Source organism: Arenibacter sp. 6A1 (assembly GCF_012272855.1).
In the GTDB taxonomy this organism is placed as follows: Bacteria; Bacteroidota; Bacteroidia; order Flavobacteriales; family Flavobacteriaceae; genus Arenibacter.
Genome location: NZ_JAAXCQ010000006.1, coordinates 259492 through 274793 on the forward strand (window position 1 = coordinate 259492; position 15302 = coordinate 274793).

10 protein-coding genes are annotated in these 15302 nt (G+C 40.5%); 4 read left to right on the plus strand and 6 right to left on the minus strand.

Features of this window, described 5'->3' with window-relative positions; genetic code table 11:
- Window positions 1-2: 2 nt before the first annotated feature.
- The gene (locus tag HCG49_RS07615; protein ID WP_168468931.1) at window positions 3-497 is read left to right on the plus strand and encodes a YqiA/YcfP family alpha/beta fold hydrolase; all 495 of its coding nucleotides are present in this window, start codon (window positions 3-5) and stop codon (window positions 495-497) included.
- A gap of 167 nt (window positions 498-664) precedes the next feature.
- Window positions 665-1267, plus strand: a complete 603-nt coding sequence (locus HCG49_RS07620; protein WP_168468932.1) for a Crp/Fnr family transcriptional regulator — start codon at window positions 665-667, stop codon at window positions 1265-1267.
- Window positions 1268-1485: 218 nt separating this feature from the next.
- Here the strand turns inward: HCG49_RS07620 and HCG49_RS07625 are convergent, their stop codons facing one another.
- Together HCG49_RS07625 and HCG49_RS07630 are read right to left on the minus strand one after the other, a co-directional pair.
- Window positions 1486-2004 (minus strand): hypothetical protein, encoded by a 519-nt coding sequence (locus tag HCG49_RS07625; RefSeq protein WP_168468933.1) that lies wholly within the window; start codon window positions 2002-2004, stop codon window positions 1486-1488.
- 52 nt (window positions 2005-2056) lie between these two features.
- Window positions 2057-4705: an MGH1-like glycoside hydrolase domain-containing protein gene (locus tag HCG49_RS07630; protein ID WP_240938652.1), complete on the minus strand. Its 2649-nt coding sequence runs from the start codon at window positions 4703-4705 to the stop codon at window positions 2057-2059.
- A gap of 304 nt (window positions 4706-5009) precedes the next feature.
- Between HCG49_RS07630 and HCG49_RS07635 the strand changes: the two genes are divergently transcribed.
- Together HCG49_RS07635 and HCG49_RS07640 are read left to right on the plus strand one after the other, a co-directional pair.
- On the plus strand, window positions 5010-5507 hold the full coding sequence (locus tag HCG49_RS07635; RefSeq protein ID WP_205764359.1) for a hypothetical protein: 498 nt from the start codon (window positions 5010-5012) through the stop codon (window positions 5505-5507).
- A gap of 200 nt (window positions 5508-5707) precedes the next feature.
- Window positions 5708-7054 (plus strand): Gfo/Idh/MocA family protein, encoded by a 1347-nt coding sequence (locus HCG49_RS07640; protein WP_168468935.1) that lies wholly within the window; start codon window positions 5708-5710, stop codon window positions 7052-7054.
- A gap of 188 nt (window positions 7055-7242) precedes the next feature.
- Here the strand turns inward: HCG49_RS07640 and HCG49_RS07645 are convergent, their stop codons facing one another.
- The 4 genes from HCG49_RS07645 to HCG49_RS07660 all read right to left on the minus strand — a co-directional run.
- The gene (locus tag HCG49_RS07645) at window positions 7243-8613 is read right to left on the minus strand and encodes a Gfo/Idh/MocA family protein (RefSeq protein ID WP_168468936.1); all 1371 of its coding nucleotides are present in this window, start codon (window positions 8611-8613) and stop codon (window positions 7243-7245) included.
- A gap of 771 nt (window positions 8614-9384) precedes the next feature.
- Window positions 9385-11094, minus strand: coding sequence for a RagB/SusD family nutrient uptake outer membrane protein (locus tag HCG49_RS07650; protein WP_168468937.1), 1710 nt, complete (start codon window positions 11092-11094; stop codon window positions 9385-9387).
- Window positions 11095-11106: 12 nt separating this feature from the next.
- Window positions 11107-14118 carry a SusC/RagA family TonB-linked outer membrane protein gene (locus tag HCG49_RS07655; protein WP_168468938.1) on the minus strand — a complete coding sequence of 1004 codons (3012 nt, stop codon included), beginning with the start codon at window positions 14116-14118 and terminating at the stop codon, window positions 11107-11109.
- Window positions 14119-14156: 38 nt separating this feature from the next.
- On the minus strand, window positions 14157-15302 hold a 1146-nt coding region (locus tag HCG49_RS07660), incomplete at its 5' end, for a Gfo/Idh/MocA family protein (protein ID WP_168468939.1).

Below are 15302 nucleotides of genomic sequence, written 5' to 3' on the forward strand. Positions count from 1 at the left end.
ATATGAACATTCTTTACTTACATGGATTAGAGAGCACCCTTAGTGATGCCAAACGAAGTCTTTTGGAAAAGTACGGTAGGGTGGAGGCACCTTTGATGGATTATAAAGAGCAGAATCAGATTTTTGAGACCCTCTTTGAAAAATATAAAAATTCCGATATTGATGTGGTTATGGGGAGTAGCATGGGCGGTTTTATGGGGTATTATTTGGCCAAAGCCTTAAAAGTGCCGGCCTTATTGTTTAATCCAGCCCTCACATCCAGGTCCATAGTACAGGAAATTCCGTCTAAATTAGAAAACAGTAATAAATACCATCAGGTAGTTTTAGGATCACAGGATGAGGTGGTCAACCCCATGGATACGATTGCTTTCTTGTCACAGTTGTCCAAGGAATTCCCTTTGAAAATTCATTTAAACCATCAATTGGGCCATAGGATTCCTGAGACTGTTTTTAAACAAGAATTATCCGCTTTTTTTACCAGTTATAAGGAATACTAAATAAGATGTGGTACTTCTAAGAAAGAAGGACTATCATTTTTAGAACAAAAACCGTGGTTTTTTAAGGAATAAAGCGATAGGGACTTGTGTGGCAAAATCCTTTGTAATACTTTTAGAACACACAAAGCGCATTATGTGGCTCCTCTAATAGATAGCTATTCTTGTTTATGACTACAAATAACGATTTACATAAGAACCTTTTTATTATTATTTACCTCAATGCCATTGTTCCTCTTTCTTCTGAATTGAAACGTGCTTTGGGCGAAAGGATAAAAAAAGTAGGGTATTCCAAAGGAGAGGTTATCAATAGGGAAGGGGAGTACTTTACGAAACTATGCGTGATTAAGAAAGGTATTGTCCGAGGTTATTTTATGGAAGATACACTCGATATTACCACTTGGATAAGTTCCGACAATGAAATGTTCACTTCTATTACTGGTTTTTTTAGAAATAGGCCTGCCAAGGAGAATATCCAATGTTTAGAAGATATATATTGCGAATATTTGGAGTATGATGATCTGCAGTACTGTATCGATCATTTTCCTGAAATGGCAAGGCTATACCGGATCATGATAGAGGAATATTACCTGCACGCAGAGCATCGAGCATTTATCGCTAGGGTGCCCAGTGCCCAAAAAAGATGGAAACTCTATATGGAAAATCACTCCTTGGATGTCATCAATAGAATTCCTAAAAAATATATCGCCTCCTTGTTGGCAATGCGTCCAGAAACCTTGTCCAGAATAATGAGACAAGAGGTAAATGTTTAATAGATTATTTACAATTAGGCATATGTATCAATGGTTATAGAGGTCTCTTGGGAGGGTTTTTTCTGCGTTAGGGACCGCCGCGGCATCCCCGCAGCTACGCAAGGGATATAGCAAAGGGCCCGACCGACGAAGGAGGGAACGCCCAAGTGAAAAGGCTACAGTCTATACGAATTAGTCACGCTTTAGATACCCCAAAACTTTTTTAACACTGTCCTTTTTTATGGTCTAGGTTTATAATGCCCGTCAAAAATTTTCTTCCATGTTTTCCCTCCATTTGGGCTCTGTTCCCATTCTTGTCTTACGCTAGCATCGGATAGCTTGGTCCAAACAATACGATTACAAGGGGCCGTAGTTTCACAATCTGACAACAGCATTTTATCCTTATTAAAGCTGCCTTTTAAATGCAACCGCAGGCCGCTATTGTCTACCCAGAATTGTTCCCACTGATCGGTTTTGGGTACGTATATATTGAAACTTTTACCTTCGTATTGGGAAGCCCTGGCCGTATATTTTTCTTCTATAGCGCTATGGTTTAAAATTGGAGCAATAGCGCTGACACCAATAATGGTATCTGTTTCGAATTTATAAACGTTCCATTCCCCGATCCAAAAATCGAACTCGTGATTTTTAGTCGGGGTTTGGGAAAAAAGAAGGTTGCCCATCACCAGCAAAGTCAAAAGACCGAACATTTTAATCCTTATGGGTGCACGTCTATTGGACTGTTTTCTTTGCATCATTTGTCGTCTTTTTTTCTAGGCGATGGAATGGGGAATAGCCTAAAAATTTAAATTATTTAATTCCAGAGATCAGATTGGTGACCAAGGCTGTCCAGCCGGTTTGATGGGAGGCACCTATCCCTCTTCCGTTGTCACCGTGGAAATACTCATAGAACAAAATATAATCTTTAAAGTGAGCGTCTTGATACGTTTTTTGATGCAAGGCATTGACAGGTCTGTTGCCCTGTTTGTCTTTCTCGAAAATGTTGATCAACCGCTTGCTTAAGGCATCGCTTATCTCTTTTAGGCTTAAGTGTTTTCCACTGCCGCTAGGATATTCAAAGGTCGTATTGTCACCGGTATAGGAATAATACTCCCTGATGGCTTCAATAAATAAATAGTTCATGGGGAACCAAATGGGGCCTCTCCAATTAGAATTTCCGCCAAACATGGCAGTGGTAGACTCTGCCGGTTCGTAATTAATACTGTAATTAACGCCGTTAATGACTATGTTATAAGGGGTCTCGTGAATTTTAGACAGGGAGCGAATGCCATAAGGGCTTAAAAACTCCTTTTCGTCCAAGAGGGTTTCCATCAACTTTTTCATCCTATTCTTGGGGACTAAGGATAAGAGAAAATCATTGTCTTCTGTGTAATTTTGAATTACTGGAAATTTAAGGTTTTCCATGCGGTACTTTTTAAACCAAAGCACACTTTCCTTAAATTTAGGCAAGCGGTCCAAGGTCTCTTTTTTAATACAAAGGACTGCTGCCAAAGAAAGCATTCCGGCAATGGAACGAACCTTAATGGGAATAAACTGTCCTGTAGGCAATACCAATTGATCGTAGAAAAAATCTTCTTGGGCATCCCAGGTACATACATCTCCCAAACACCTAGTATTTAGAGTTTCGGCAATAAAGACAAAATGGCCAAAATATTTGGTGGCCATATCCTCATAGGAATCGTCGTCCATGGCGATTTCCAAACTTATTTCTAACATGTTCAGGCAATAGAGGGCCATCCAGGAGGTGCCATCAACCTGTTCTAAAATCCCGTTACCTGGAATTCCGTGACTTCGGTCAAAAACTCCAATATTATCCAAGCCCAAAAATCCGCCTTGGAAAACGTTGTTCTGATGGCTGTCCAATCGATTCACCCACCAGGTAAAATTAAGGGCCAGCTTATTGAATATTCTTTTTAAGAACTTAATATCGCCACGGCCTGTTTTTTTTCGTTCAATTTTATAGATATTCAAGGCTGCCCAAGCCTGTACAGGAGGGTTAACGTCGCTAAAATTCCATTCATAGGCTGGGATCTGCCCATTAGGGGCCATATACCATTCCTTGGTAAATAATAGCAATTGTTTCTTGGCAAACTCAGGGTCTATTAAAGCAAAACTGGTACAGTGAAAAGCAGAGTCCCAAGCAGCATACCATGGGTATTCCCAAGCATCGGGCATGGAAAGAATATCGTGGTTCCTCAAAGTTTTCCATTCACTGTTTCGTCCATGTTGCCGCTCTATAGGAGGAAGGGATAGCTTAGAATCTCCATTTAGCCAAGTTTCAACCTCATAGTTATAATAGTTCTTAGACCATAACAAGCCTGCAAAAGCTTGTCTTTGAATGGTCGATTCTTCTTCCTTGCAATCGGTGATGGTTTTATAGAATTCGATGCATTCTTTTTCCCTAGCGGTAAAGGTAGCCTCGAAACTGCTGTCAAAAGGCGTTTTCTCTTGGTTTTTTGTCAGCCGTAATTTAATAACTCGTTGCTCGTTCCCTTTTAACTGTAAATGATATAAAGGGGCAAATTTAGTACCCTCACTTCTCTTGGTAGCCAAGCTATAATCATTTGAAGTAACGGCCTTATGAAACAAATCTTTTTTATAAGGATGATTATTGGGCTGACTGTAAATGACCTCCATATTGGTTTCGTTTTCCGTAAACAACAGTTTGTCGGCTTCTTCAAAATAAAGGTTATAATTCCCAACATAATGATGGGTTATGGAAACATAGGTCTGTTCATCCTTTTTTTCCGCTTTAATAAGGGGTTTTTTAACCTTGTCTTTATAGCTCCATATATTACGAATGCACAAACTGGGCAGTAAATGTAAGGAAGCAGGACTGCTGGCCCTATTGCACACGGTTATTTTAATAAGTATATCTTCATTATCGGCCTTGGCGTATTCCGTAAATACATCAAAATAAGCATTTTGATTAAATATTCCCGTATCTAAAAGCTCGTATTCCGTTTCATTTCGGTTGCGTTCCTTGTTTTTTTGTACCAAAGCCGCATACGGAAATTCATTTTGGGGATATTTATAAAGATGCTTCATATAGGAATGGGTAGGTGTATTTTCTAAGTAATAATACAATTCCTTTACGTCTTCCCCGTGGTTTCCCTGAGGCCCGGTTAAACCAAACAAACGTTCTTTTAAAATGGCATCCTTTCCGTTCCACAAGGCAAGGCCAAAACATATGTTTCCGAAATTGTCCGATAGTCCTGCTATCCCATCTTCCCCCCATCTATAGGCACGGCTACGGGCATGTTCGTGAGGAAAATACTCCCAAGCGTTGCCATTAGCACTATAATCCTCTCTTACGGTCCCCCATTGGCGTTCACTTAAATAAGATCCCCATTTTAACCAATCTTTGGTAGTAGTCTTATTTTCTTCTAAACGTTTCTCTTCTTCGGTATGCATTCTGTTCTTAGTTATGATGGTCATTGTTGGTGAAATCTCAGGTAATATACCGTTGAAAACAGCTGTTGTATCCAATCTAATTTGTCCTTAAAAATACAACTAGTTAGGCACATTAATAAATTGTTAATCACTTATTTAATATGGGGACAAGATTTTTTATTAATAATCAAATAGAACTAAAGTTGTAGCTTCCCAGTACGATTTTAACGCCCTTCCTCACTTTATGTTAGCTGTTGTAATATCGCCTAAAAAAACAGAAATAGATAGTGATAAAATGCTTTGTTTTTATTAAATTATTAGAAGTCTGTTCTTTGTGAAATTAATAGATATGAAAGCATTGTTGTATATAATTTTGTCGGTCATGACCATGGTTGTTTCTTATGGTCAGGTAATCCATTCCGACTCTATTAAAGTGGCCGTAAGAGACACTAGCGATAGCACTTTAACGGTCCAATCCAAACAACCTTTAAACGTGTATAAAATAATTGATGGGCATGGCAAAATCATCGAATACGACTCTATTGAGATGCATTCCTTGATTAAGGGCAATATGTTACCGTACAATATGGATTTTGACAGCCTCATGAACGCAAAGGGGATTTTTTCCAAAAACAACTATTCATGGAATATGGAAGATCAGGATTTTCAAGATTTTTTTGGGACAGATTCTATTTTTTCGGGAAATAGATTGTTACAGCAATTCTTTAAACAACAGGGGGAAGATAGTTTTTTGGGCATTCAAAATTTATTGGAACAAATAGACTCCCTTCAGCAATTAATGATGAAAAAACAACCCAATATTCCTATTGTGTCAAAGGAAAATTAAATTGATATATTTTTAATAATCTGGTGTTATTTGTTTCAATTAGTTAATTAATAACATGATTGAGAAGGAATAGAGGGCTTTTTGTGTTTTAAAATTAGTAATTTATAATTTGTGTTTGGGTATTATTTTATATATTAACCTCTTATAACTGTAAGAAGAAATTTAACCTATCTCGAACTAAGATTGCCAAATTTTAAATTATGAAGAAAAATAATCAACCTAAATCCGTTAAGGCGCCTTTAAACAATTCCCGCCGGGATTTTTGTAAGAGTAGTGCCTTGGTCACTGGTGCCATGATTTTACCGACCCTTCCTATGGATGCCATGGTAAATGTGCCGAAAAATAAAGTATTAAAAATTGCATTAATTGGTTGTGGGGGACGTGGTACTGGCGCTGCTAGCCAAGCTCTGCATGCCGATGCCAACGTAGAATTAGTAGCGATGGCCGATGCTTTTGAAGATAGGCTGCAAGGGAGTTTAATGAACTTAAAAAAAGAGTTCGAGGGAACAAAAAAGATTAATGTAGCCAAAGAACATCAATTTGTTGGATTCGATGGTGCCGAAAAAGCCATGGCGATGGCCGATGTAGTTATTTTGGCTACGCCACCAGGATTTAGGCCGCAGCATTTTGAATTTGCCGTCAATGAAGGGAAACACGTGTTTATGGAAAAACCTGTCGCAACCGACGTCCCAGGAGTAAGAAAGGTATTAGCAGCGGCAAAAACAGCAAAAGAAAAGAAATTAAATGTAGTAGTGGGGCTTCAGCGCCATTATCAGGATAGTTATTTGGCAGCCTTTAAAGAGATAAAGGATAATAAAATAGGAAAGATCGTTTCTGGTCAGATATACTGGAATAGTGGAGGAGTGTGGGTGCGAGAAAGACAGCCTGGACAATCGGAACTAGAATACCAAATGAGGAACTGGTATTATTTTAATTGGTTATGTGGCGATCATATTCTAGAGCAGCATATTCATAATATAGATGTGGCGAACTGGTTTTTGGGGGAATACCCAATATCTGCACAAGGAATGGGCGGTAGGCAAATAAGAAATGGGAAGGACCATGGCGAAATTTTTGACCATCACTTTGTAGAATATACCTATCCTAGTGGTGCCGTGATTTCTAGTCAATGCCGCCATCAGCCAGAAACCATGAGTAGGGTGGCCGAAGTATTTCAAGGAACGAAAGGAAGTATTGAAACCTATGGCGACAATACCTTTATAAAAGACTTGGAGGGAGGGGATGTTTTTTCCCATCGTGGGAAGGACGATCCTAACCCATACCTGGTAGAGCATATAAAGCTTTTTGAGGCTATACGAAATAAAGGACTGATCAGTGACGCCGAGAATGCAGCAAAAAGTACTATGAGTGCCATTTTAGGGAGAATGGCCACCTATTCCGGAAAAGTTATAAAACTGGAAGAAGCCATGAAGTCCGAGATTAAATTGGTGCCCGATCAATTAAGCTGGGATTCACCAGCTCCGGTGCAGCCCAATCCGGACGGTACTTATAATATTCCTACCCCAGGAAAAAGTGTTGTTATTTAAAATAGGGTAAAAAACAGGAATCTCGAATCCTAGGTGGTGTAACCTAGTTCCAGGTTTTTATAGATGCCGTAGCAATTCATATTGATAGCGGTCATTATAAAGCCATTGTTTGGAAGCTACAAAAAAGGGTACTACTTATAATGTAAAAGTAGTACCCTTTTTAAAGTATAAGCTATTGTTAGAAAGTCCTAGTAGGTGTCCTTCATCCAATTGTAAGGCGCTCTTTTTATCCAGTTTCCTCTAGTGAAATCCGGGAAATCCTGAGGTGCTCCGTTGTTTTCTATAGACAATTCGGATAATGGGGTAACGGCACTCCATGCTGCTGCATCATAGACATCCATTGGAGGGGCAAGGTTTTCCTTGGCCGATTCTACAAAAGCATTGATCACAAAGAAATCCATCCCTCCATGTCCAGCACCTTGGGCATCGTTTCCATATTTTTTCCAAAGTGGATGGTCGTACTCTTTTAGGTAATTATCCATGTCTTCCCAACCATGACCTTCGGTTTTTCCTTCAATATGGATTCTTTTGGTATGGTAGTCAAACTCAGAAATTCCGCTTACACCCTGTACTCTAAAGCCTAATGAGTAAGGTCTTGGTAAATTACAGTCGTGGGTTACGATAATGGTTTCGCCTTTTGCGGTTTCGATAGTGGTGGTTATCACATCGCCTTGTTTCCATTTTATTTTAGCGTTAGGATGGTCCGGACCACCTTGAGGATGGTTCACGATATAATTGTGAAGTCCTAATGGTTTAGAAGCGTGGGAGGTAAGGGATACAAATCTGTTTCCACGGTTTATATCGGCCATAACAGCAACAGGGCCTAAACCATGTGTAGGGTATACATCGGCATTTCGCAACAAGGAATGTTGGGTACGCCAGTGAGCTTCAGAAAATCCTTTTTCACCAAATTCAACACCACCACCATAGGGCTGTTTACCGTTGTTGAATTTTACTGCTCTAAGATCGTGCTGGTAACCACATCTAAAATGCGACAGTTCACCAAAAAGGTTTTGCTTAACCATATTTACTACTGCCAATACATCTTGACGGTAATTTACGTTCTCCAAGATCATTAGGTGAGCACCTGTTTCTTCATGTACGTTTACCAAGTCCCAACATTCTTCCATCGTATTGGCGGCCGACACTTCCAAGCCTGTATATTTTCCGGCGCGCATAGAGTCTACTGCCATTTTGGTATGCCATAGCCATGGGGTAGAAATAACCACTGCGTCAACTTCTTTTAATGCCAACATATTTCTGTAGTCCATGTCGTTTTTACCAAAAACCTTCGCCTTCTTTTGACCTGCCTTTTCCATGTTCTTTTGGGCAAGGGCAATACGTGCCATGTCTACATCACAAATAGCGGTAACATCCACATCATTTCTTTTTATAAGGTTGTTTAGGTGCATTATTCCTCTTTCTCCAATACCTAAAACTGCAACCCTTAATTTTTGAGTGTTCTTCCCTAAAGTACTCCCCATAGAGAGATTTGGTAAAATGGCTATCCCAGCTGAGGTGATAGCCGCTTTTTTAATAAAGTTTCTTCTATTATCCATTGGTTCTTTGTTTTATGTAAATTGATATCAACAAATATGGACTTTGTAGGGCACATTTGGGGCGACAAAATTTCCGATTTAGGGGGTGTTTTTTGTAAACAGACAATATTTTTAGGAATGTTTGAGGTTTGTGGTAGATTGAAGAATTAATTTTAATGGATTAAAAGACTTTAATGGGTAATTCCTAAAGGCTATATGAAGTGGCTAGAGAAAGGGATAAATGTCCTGGTTATGGTTGGGCTTCATCCTCCATTTTGCCATTTTTTATTGCCGTCTTTTCCAAAACTTTCTGATAGAGCGTGCTTTAAAATAGGAAGGACACCTTTTGGTATACTAAGGTTTTTTTTCGGAAGTAGACCCCACTTGAATTGAAATGATGCTAAAATAGAAATGGTTTGCCAAGCACTAAAAGTAGTGCCGGCCAAACCATTACAGCTATTAAATGGATCCATGGCCCCAGAGGGGGTAGCTGGAATTTTTATGCTTCTTTTTGTTACGGAACTAGTTCACTTTAATAAGGGAAGTTCATTTCGAAATTTAGAATATATTTTTTTTGGCTTATTGAATACATAAAAAAAAGACTCCCGTTAAGGAGCCTTTTTAGTACAATAAATTTTTGAATAAGGGAGGGGTAGAAAAGTACTTGTTCCTCAAGTATAAAGTCGATTATTCTCTAGTTTGCCAGTGAAATCTCTTTTATTATTACAAGGTTCTGAATTCTATTCTTTTTTCCCTTATTCAGAGCAGGATGTCCCGAGCATCCTCCTTCTACTACTGCACAGGATTTTGCGTTAATGTACCAGGGTACGAGTTAATGGCATCCTGCGGAATATAATACACAACACGGAAGTCAGTAGCGGAGATAATCTCAGATTGATTGTGAGGACCCGGATAATCGCGTGTTAGTTCTTTTCCATTACGGAATACGTCGTAGCTTCGTTCTGCCTGATAGGCAAGTTCTAATTGACGCTCCTTGTCAATACGTGTACTTGCGTTGGAAGCATCCAAAGAACTATAACCTCCGCCCACAATAGCACGCTCTCTGATAGTGTTAAGATCTGCTAGGGCTGCTGCATAATTTTCCAATTTGGCATACGCCTCTGCACGGTTCAGGTAAATTTCGCCCAAACGGCTGATTACCGGAGAATGCAAGTGAGAGTCTTCTCCTTCTAGGGAAGCTTTAGTTATATAAAACTGGGGATATGCACGGTTTAGTGTAATGTAGTTGTCTATAACACCTGTATAGGTATTCCCATCTTTATACTGAATAGAGTATATCTCCTGATCGGTATCAACAGGGATAAGCGTATAGGTGTCGTTTCCTTCCTTACAGGTGATTATACCTCCATTACGGGTAGTCTCTGCCTGTACATAATTTAAATCACTGCCATCTTCCTTAATAAAACGGAACACTTCGGTATACTCTCCTGTAGTGGCATCTTGTGAATAGGTGGGCTGAATAAAGGCAGCACGTGCATCTACTATATTATAACTGTCCGATCGCCAGTCATTACGACCGGTTTCGTTCAACAAGTCAATATATTTAGCACTGGCATACATTTCGCCCCAGCCCATACCGCCTAGGTTAGCATACATACCTCCAACGCCATAGTAGTGGTCATACCCTGAATACTCAGAGGCTACTCGTTTTATGGCAAATATAGTCTCTGCGTTGTTTTCTGGAATAAAAGTATTGTACTTTAGAAACTGTTCCCTTGGCAACAACGAATACTTCCCGGAATTGATCACCTTGTCAGCGTAATCTACGGAAAGTTGCGCATATTCTGTATTAGGAGATGTATACGTACCACTCATATAGAGATAGATTCGAGACAACATGGCCTGGGCAGCTTCTTTTGAAGCGTATATCGCATTCATGTCTATCGTAAGTAGTTCTTCAGCCTTTTTTAAATCGCTGATGGCTTGCTCATAGGATTCTTTTACTGTTGCACGATCTGCCAGCTCCAAATTAATGACATCTTCTGGAGTACCATTAACAATGGGAACACCTAGATTTGTTTCTGGGTTTTGATAGTAAGGACGGCCAAATGCACGGGTCAGATAAAAGTACATCATACCACGAACGTAGTAAGATTCTCCTAAACTATGATCAATCGCTACACTTTGTCCCTCTTCAATCATGTCAATGATATTGGAGGCTTGTGCAATGGCCTTATACCCCGAATTCCAAAATTGAGTTAAACGGTAGTTATTTGGTGTACGAGAATACGAGATAAATTCGAAAAAAGGATCTGTAGACGATCCGCGGATCATCATATTATCTCCCGCATACTCACCCATACGGTGCATGGGATCTGACCAAGCCTTTAATTGGGCATACATTCCGTTAAGTAATGGTTCTAGGGAAGCATCAGGATCATTGACGATGGTCTCCGAGTCCATACTTCCATAAGGAGAGCGATCAATATCACAAGAAGAGAATGCGACCGTCGCCAATATGGCTATAAATATTTTTTTCATGTTTTTTTCAATTTAAAAATTTACATTAAGACCAAGCATAAATTTACTTGTTGCTGGGTAAACAGCAGGACCTGTTGATCCAAGGATGGCACCACTGTCACTGACAGGGATTTCTGGGTCTACTCCAGAATAATCAGTGATAACGAACAGGTTTTCTCCTGTAAAGGATATGCGTAGGTTATCAATATTATATTGGCTTACGTCAAGATTGTAGCCCAAAGAAAGCGAACGCAACTTTAAAAAGTCACTTTTTTCCAGAAAACGCGTAGAAGTGGCGTTCCCCTTATCTTGGTTATTATACCTTGCGATAGGGTGTGTAGCAATATCGCCAGGCTTCTCCCAACGGCTCCACCCTGGTCTCAATACCATTTGGTTACGATCTGTATAAGTTCCGTCCGAGTCGTATTCCTGACGGGAATAGTTGTAGATCTTACCTCCGATAGCATATCCAAAGACAGCACTAAGATCGATGCGTTTATACGATAATGCCGTGGTAAAGCCTCCAAATAGATCAGGAGATACTTTTCCGGTTTTTTCGAAGGTGGCTTCCGAGTAGTTAGAGGTAGTGGTTCTTGACAGTTCATTTCCTTGATCATCCCTATCCACAGTGTACCACATCGGTAATCCGTTGTCGGGATTAACGCCAGCCCATTCCTTTAAGTAATAGGTGTCTACTGGGCGACCGGGCTCTAGCATTCTTTGTGCAGAACCTGCAATTCCCAACCCATCTCCAACGATAATAGGTCTGACAACATAATTTCCGCTAGCATCTTTTGTCTTATAAAGCTTTGTCAAGTTGTTGACGTTATGTCCTAAGTTCACATCTATGCTCCATGTTAAATCTTGGGTACGGATAATATCGCCTCCAATGGCAAGCTCAATTCCCTTGTTTTCCATTTCACCGATGTTCTGCCATATGCTCGTAACTCCTGTTAAGCCAGTAACCGGAACTTGGTATAGGATATTATCAGTATTTTTTTGGTAATAATCGAATGTAAGCCTTGCACGGTTATTAAGTAATCTGGCGTCTAACCCAACACCACTGGTATAGGTTTTTTCCCAGGTTAGGTCTTTGTTTCCTATTTGACTGATCAATGCACCTGGATTTCCATTATAGGCTGCTCCCGAAGAAACGGCATAAAGGTCATATTGCGGATAAAGAGAGCTTGGACGATTCCCTACAGAACCATAAGCGAGGCGAAGCTTCAAAGCATCTACCCAGTCGGCTTTAAACCAATCTTCGCGGTCGATATTCCATCCCCCACTGAGAGAAAAGAAATTACCATACTTGGCATTATCACCAAAATTCGATGCGCCATCCCTACGGAAAGAGACTTGAGCCATATACTTATTGTCATAGGAATAATTTGCATTGGAAAGAATAGACTGTACGGCCCACTCATTGATCCCTCCCTTGGTACGCTCGGGTTTAGCAACAACATCCAAAACCTCAAACCCAGGAATAAACCCAGTGCCATATACGTCTAGCGTCTCACTGCGGTAATCATTAAATTCATAGGCTAGCAACCCGTTCAGGTAGTGCTTATCCCAACTTTTATTGAATCGCAAAATCTGGTTGGTGTACTGGCGTGTATATTCAGATCGGTAGTCCGTTATTCGTCCACCGACACTTTCACCTCCACTAGAACGGGGATCGGTATAGCCCTTTGCCTTATAACTATTGTAACGAAGGTTGTTAACAGAAGAAAAAGTCAACCAATCGGTCAATTTAATGTCGAAATCAAGATTTCCCATAAACTCATAGTTCTTATTGGAAGAGTGATTCCACTGAAGATCGTACAGATAGTTGGTACTGGCACTATTTACCCAACTGCTGGAACGATGGCCAACTAGGTTGCCGTCTTCGTCGTAAGGGCTGTCCCACGGTAAGTTAGAGTACATGGCGGTAGTAGAGTACTGACGATCCTCCACATCGCGGAGCGAACCTACAAGAGAAGGCTTTATCGTCAACCATTCATAGGGTTTGTACTCAGTTTTGAAACGAAAATTGTAACGTGTATAGTCATAGCCCTTTACAGCTCCTTCTTCGTCGTATAATCCTATAGACATAAAAGATCTAAGTGTTTCGGAACCTCCTTGAATAGAGACATTGTAATTTCTTGTAAAACCACTTTTGGTAGCAACATCCCACCAGTCGAAATTACTATTGCGAAGATCCGGGCTCCATCGTGGAAATGATATTTGATCGGCATTGGCAAACGAACTGTAAGTGTCATACAATTCAGCTCCGTTCATCATTTCAGTGTTTCCGTTATTGAGCTGGTTGAAACCTAATTTCGTAGAAAAGTTCACAGTAGTTTTACCAACTTTAGCTCTTTTTGTTGTCACAACAATAACCCCGTTGGCTCCCTGAGAGCCGTAGATAGATGTTGATGCTGCGTCCTTCAGGACAGTTATAGATTCAATATCGTCCGGGTTCAGTTCTCCTGCTCCAGATCCAACTATCACACCGTCAATGACCCAAAGCGGACTAGTAGTTCCACTTAAAGTAGCCTGTCCACGGATAACTACACCACCTTTGGAACCAGGCTTTCCTGATCCAGGAGAAACAAATACCCCGGGAGCCTTTCCGTTTAGCATATTTTCAACCGAAGGCGTTGTTACGTCCCTAAGATCATCGCCTTTAACAGTCTGTAAGGAGCCTGTTAAGCTCTCCCTTTTTTGTGTACTGTATCCTACAACTACTACTTCTTCTAGTTGTGCGGCATCTTCTTCTAAGGCTATGGTGTAAGTACTTTCACTACCCACTACCATCTCCTTAGTTTTATATCCTAAATAACTGATGACAAGCGTTGCATTGGTAGATGCCTGAATAGTAAAAAGACCATCGAAATCTGTGGCCGTTCCTATTGTTGTGTTTTTTATAACAACACTGGCTCCTGGAATGGGGCCGTTGGTAGCAGCATCTATAACCGTACCTGTAATACTCCGTTCTTGTGCTCGTACAGAAAACGAGAGTACTAACATAAGAAGGAATAATCCTTTTGTAATTAGTTTTTTCATTGATTTAGTTTGAATTAATATTAAGTTGTGTTTATAGTTTAAAAGGTTTCTTTCATCCAGTTGTAAGGCGCTCTATTGATCCAGTTTCCTCTGGTAAAATCCGGGAAATCCTGCGGGGCTCCGTTGTTTTCAATAGAGAGTTCGGATAATGGTGTAACTGCACTCCATGCTGCCGCGTCATAGGCATCCATAGGAGGTGCTATATTTTCCTTGGCCGATTCTACAAAGGCATTGATCACAAAAAAGTCAATACCACCATGGCCTGCTTCGGTAGCTCCTTTGCCGTGCTTTTTCCAAAGCGGGTGGTCGTATTCCTTGATATAAGAGTCCATGTCTTCCCAACCATGCCCTTCGGTCTTTCCTTCAATATGAATCCTTTTGGTATGGTAGTCAAATTCAGAAATACCGCTTACACCTTGTACTCTAAAGCCTAAAGAATAAGGTCTTGGTAGGTTACAGTCGTGGGTTACGATAATAGTTTCTCCTTTTGCGGTTTCGATGGTAGTGGTAATTACATCGCCCTGTTTCCATTTTATTTTGGCATTAGGATGGTCTGGCCCTCCATTAGGGTGGTTTACGATATAGTTGTGCAGTCCCAATGGTTTAGAAGCGTGAGAAGTTAGGGATACCAACCTATTGCCTCGGTTTACATCGGCCATTACTGCTATAGGCCCTAAGCCATGGGTAGGGTATACATCGGCATTTCGCAATAAGGAATGTTGGGTACGCCATCTGGCTTCCGAAGTTCCCTTTTCGCCAAATTCAACACCTCCGCCATAGGCTTGCTTGCCGTCGTTGAATTTTACGGCCCTAAGATCGTGTTGGTAACCACATCTAAAATGCGACAGTTCTCCAAAAAGGTTTTGTTTTACCATATTAAGCACCGCCAATACATCCTGACGGTAATTAACGTTTTCCAGGATCATTAAATGAGATCCGGTTTCTTCGTGGGTGTTCACCAGGTCCCAGCACTCTTCCAAGGTATTGGCTGCCGATACTTCCAGTCCGGTATATTTTCCAGCTCTCATAGAATCTACCGCCATTCTGGTATGCCATAACCATGGAGTAGAGATCACCACTGCATCAACATCTTTCAAGGCCAACATGTTTTTGTAGTCCATGTCGTTTTTTCCAAAGACTTTAGCCTTTTTCTGTCCAGCTTTTTCTATTTTTTCTTGAGCTAA

Bases quoted from the DNA above. Each gene is read 5' to 3' on its own strand.
- HCG49_RS07615 (WP_168468931.1), top strand. From the start codon at position 3: ATGAACATTCTTTACTTACATGGATTAGAGAGCACCCTTAGTGATGCC.
- HCG49_RS07620 (WP_168468932.1), top strand. From the start codon at position 665: ATGACTACAAATAACGATTTACATAAGAACCTTTTTATTATTATTTAC.
- HCG49_RS07625 (WP_168468933.1), bottom strand. From the start codon at position 2,004: ATGATGCAAAGAAAACAGTCCAATAGACGTGCACCCATAAGGATTAAA.
- HCG49_RS07630 (WP_240938652.1), bottom strand. From the start codon at position 4,705: ATGACCATCATAACTAAGAACAGAATGCATACCGAAGAAGAGAAACGT.
- HCG49_RS07635 (WP_205764359.1), top strand. From the start codon at position 5,010: ATGAAAGCATTGTTGTATATAATTTTGTCGGTCATGACCATGGTTGTT.
- HCG49_RS07640 (WP_168468935.1), top strand. From the start codon at position 5,708: ATGAAGAAAAATAATCAACCTAAATCCGTTAAGGCGCCTTTAAACAAT.
- HCG49_RS07645 (WP_168468936.1), bottom strand. From the start codon at position 8,613: ATGGATAATAGAAGAAACTTTATTAAAAAAGCGGCTATCACCTCAGCT.
- HCG49_RS07650 (WP_168468937.1), bottom strand. From the start codon at position 11,094: ATGAAAAAAATATTTATAGCCATATTGGCGACGGTCGCATTCTCTTCT.
- HCG49_RS07655 (WP_168468938.1), bottom strand. From the start codon at position 14,118: ATGAAAAAACTAATTACAAAAGGATTATTCCTTCTTATGTTAGTACTC.